This window comes from Allocoleopsis sp. (genome assembly GCF_036703385.1).
Lineage (GTDB): Bacteria > Cyanobacteriota > Cyanobacteriia > Cyanobacteriales > Coleofasciculaceae > Allocoleopsis.
Map to the genome: position 1 here is coordinate 1 of NZ_DATNPA010000631.1, position 3,326 is coordinate 3,326.

A 3,326-nucleotide genomic window follows, 5' to 3' on the forward strand; every position below is an offset into this window, starting at 1 on the left:
TTGTGGTTTTAGCTTTATTGATTTACCTGACGCGCAAATCTGTTGTGCGGGTACGTGAGTTCTATGCCGATTTGCGTGCCTCTACCTGGGATAGTCAATCGGTTGCCATGTGGGTGGTTCACGAATTAGCGAAACCTCCAAAGAAACTGGACTTTTGGCAAAGAATCGACAAGAATCATCCAGATTGGGGCGTGCGTCAGCGCATTCTAGAAAACCCCAATCCACTATTACAAATGGGATTTTGGGACGCGTTTGCTACAGGCATGGCAACTATGATCCCATTTGCTAATTTTGTTGGTCTAGCTCAGATCACACGGCAGACAGTAGCCCCTTCATTGCGTCCCATGTTGGACATATTCACCTTTTTTGTGCCTGTCTTGCTCTCAGCAATAGTGATCATTTATGTTATCGGGTCTGGGACTTGGCGAACGACGTTTGCTGCCGTAGCTTGTGAGAAGTCGGTTCTTGGGATTAACAAACTGGGAATCGGATTAGCATTAGGTGTGGTTGTAGGACAGCAGATTTCGTTTGTAGGGGCTTCTAAATTTCTCTCCAATCCTCTTATCCTCTTACTTTGGGGTGGCTTGCTGATGATTAGTTTTACAGCCTTTTTTCAGTGGATGGCTGCAAGCGCGAAGGTATGGCTACCCATCGCTGCAATAAGTCAATCTCCTCGCATTTTCTATCGGTGGGGGATTGCGATCGCCAGTGGAATCTTTGCTAACCTATTCGTCAGTATGTTCAAGACATTCATAGCATGGAACAACCAATCTTCGGCTCATCTGGTCATAGCATTTAATCCGTTGATCTCACTAGCACTCATTGGTTTGTGGGCATATCCAATGTCATCCTGGTTTTGGCGCAAGCGGGTAGAGCGGCTTCCCGTTTCAGAATGGCTCTTTCTAGACAGCCCAACTCAGACTATACGCTTATCTCCGCAGGTTCAGCTAAACCCGACGTTACCCTTGATATGTGGTTTGGTGGGTGGACTGGTTGGTTATGCGTTAGTGTTCATCGGTGTTGCGCTAGATGGCAACATCCTCAAATTCATCTTTCCTCTATCAATATGCATTCAAGTGTTGGTCGCAGGGTTCGTTGCGGCTTGGATGAGACATTTAGGGAGTATACAGGGATTGTTTTCAGCATCTGTTGCAGCTTGTATTCTGTCCAGTAGTGTATCCAGTAGCCTATTTACTCACACACACTTTAGTCTGGCAGATACATTATTTTTGGTAACTGGGGTATTTAATAGCGGTGGGTTAGTTGCAGTTCCAACCGTACTGATCGCATCTGAGATAGCAAACTGGCTTCGCAACAGTAAACAGTTTGGTGTGTAAGGTAGAGGTAATTTGAGTATGGTTGCCAACTTCGTGAGGTTTAAGCTTAATAGAAGCGATCGGCTCTTCCGTACATTTCGAGAGTCAGTTGATCCTCCGGATTCAGTCCCAACGTCTGTCGAATTCCTTCGGGAAGCATAACCCGACCCAAATTATCGATAGTTAAAACCGTCATATTGACTTCCTCAACAGAGCTGCCTTTAGCTTAGCAAGCCGATAACATCGATGTTCACTCAGCACTTTACTCAAACGACACTTATGCCCGCACCCTCAACCAGCCAAACATCTCCTCGGCTGTAAGTTGCAGAGCAATCCCTTCAAGGCAAGGCAATACAGCATCTCCAGTAAACTCATCAGGTAGGCGATCGCAGCGATACACCAGCACCACTCGTTCATCTGGGTCTACCAGCCATCCCATCTGTCCACCATGCCGCAACGTATGTAAAATCTTGCGTGTCACCTTTGTTTGGTTTTGATCGGGTGACAGAATCTCAATCACCCAGGGTGGGGCAAACTCAAGTCCTGTACTGATAATTTCGCCATCATCATCCACTGGAATTTGCTCTGTGGCTACCACTACCAAGTCTGGAACAATTGATCGCCCTCCAAAGGTACACCGCAGTTCTGGCAATGCCTCATAGGTTGAAGTCGTCGCATTCATGGCAGATGCCAGACGCAGTTGCAATCGGCTGTGTTTTCCTCCTGGCATTGGCTTTTGCATTGCCTCTGAGTCAATGTATTCCCAGGCAGGCGACTCTTCAATAGCAGGTAGCTTTAAGAAGTCGTCTAGAGTCAGGAAACCTGGGACTGCAATCATGAGGCGCGATCGCTTTCGGATGGACACACTTAATTCTATCCGTTCCTTGAAGCGATGAGTATCTCTTACTCCGTGAGCTTGTTTTCGTCAAGCCAGTATCTGAAGTTGAGCAATTGGATGTACCCTATAAAATTAATAGATAAAACCGAAAAATAAATAATAAATAGTGTCTTTTTTGAAGTCTAATAAAACCTCATTGATTTAGTCCACGACTTTTATCCAACCCTTGTTCAGCCCCTGATAAACCTGTTCGACTAAATTTTTCTCTTCTGGGGATAGAGCCTTTTTAGAGAGGAGAGCCGACATAAATAAATGTTGGTCAATCCGAGTAATTTTGCGAAGACACATGATTCGATTCGCAAGGTGTTCAACGGGGAATTTGGGGAAGCAAACTTCAGCCTGTCTCATAGTCCCTTTTTCAAAAGCTCTGTAATTCTACTATCCGAGAAATTCCCTAGATCCTCAGTGATCGGGAGTTTTTGCTCTTGTGATGCGCCCCTGAAATGAAACGTGACAGCCTCTCTGTCACCCTGTGATGTGAATCACTAGCTGAGAATAATCTAGAATTTTACCAGTTCAACCCAGATGTTGCACGTTTCAAGGGAAAGCCAAATTGTAGTGTGTGTTAGCGTTGCGTCACCCACTTTTAGTCGAGATTTAGTGGGTTAGGCGTAGCCGTAACCCACCCTATACAAACTTTCAAGTCATACGTGACTTAACCCTCATCGATCAGTGTTTTCCAATACTTGGATGCCTGCAACTGGCTAAATCTGATCAATTGAGGATTTCCAAGTTCTATGGAAACCTTCGGCACCGAGGGTTTCACTTCCAAGGCTGCAAGGATTTGCCGTCCTAAAGCTCGTGCTAGAAGTGGCGGCACGGCATTGCCGACTTGTCGAAAACCATGCCATTTGGTGATGTGGAAGCGAAACCAGTCGGGGAATGAATGCAGTCGCGCTGCCTCTCGCACGGAAATCACTCTTGGGTAGTCGGGATGAATGGGACGAGGGGAGGTATAAGCGCCCCGATCTGAACCGGTTCCAGCTCTTAGGGTATGGCAAGGTTTTTGCCAATCCAGACGCCGCAATCGACTGATGGGTTCTAATTTCCCTGCTGGTGTCTCTTTAAAACGCTCAATGGATGTTTCCGTGTGCTGAGTTTGCATGGAACTG

General features: G+C 46.3%; 5 protein-coding genes. 1 reads left to right on the forward strand and 4 read right to left on the reverse strand.

Annotation, left to right across the window (positions count from 1 at the left end):
• A partial coding sequence (locus V6C93_RS30020; protein ID WP_333480345.1) for a hypothetical protein occupies positions 1–1,337 on the forward strand: 1,337 nt, incomplete at its 5' end.
• A 46-nt stretch (positions 1,338–1,383) separates the two neighbouring features.
• On the opposite strand, the gene V6C93_RS30025 is transcribed toward V6C93_RS30020, so the two are convergent.
• The 4 genes from V6C93_RS30025 to V6C93_RS30040 all read right to left on the reverse strand — a co-directional run.
• The gene (locus V6C93_RS30025) at positions 1,384–1,512 is read right to left on the reverse strand and encodes an AbrB/MazE/SpoVT family DNA-binding domain-containing protein (RefSeq protein ID WP_333480346.1); all 129 of its coding nucleotides are present in this window, start codon (positions 1,510–1,512) and stop codon (positions 1,384–1,386) included.
• A gap of 81 nt (positions 1,513–1,593) precedes the next feature.
• A complete protein-coding gene (locus tag V6C93_RS30030; RefSeq protein WP_333480347.1) occupies positions 1,594–2,181 on the reverse strand; it encodes a Uma2 family endonuclease in 588 nt (195 codons plus the stop codon).
• A gap of 174 nt (positions 2,182–2,355) precedes the next feature.
• Positions 2,356–2,502, reverse strand: coding sequence for a hypothetical protein (locus V6C93_RS30035; RefSeq protein ID WP_333480348.1), 147 nt, complete (start codon positions 2,500–2,502; stop codon positions 2,356–2,358).
• Between the two features lie 367 nt (positions 2,503–2,869).
• Positions 2,870–3,326, reverse strand: a 457-nt coding sequence (locus V6C93_RS30040) for a DNA cytosine methyltransferase (RefSeq protein WP_333480349.1), incomplete at its 5' end; no start/stop codon positions are given.

Bases quoted from the DNA above. Each gene is read 5' to 3' on its own strand.
- V6C93_RS30035 (WP_333480348.1), bottom strand. From the start codon at position 2,502: ATGTGTCTTCGCAAAATTACTCGGATTGACCAACATTTATTTATGTCG.
- V6C93_RS30025 (WP_333480346.1), bottom strand. From the start codon at position 1,512: ATGACGGTTTTAACTATCGATAATTTGGGTCGGGTTATGCTTCCCGAA.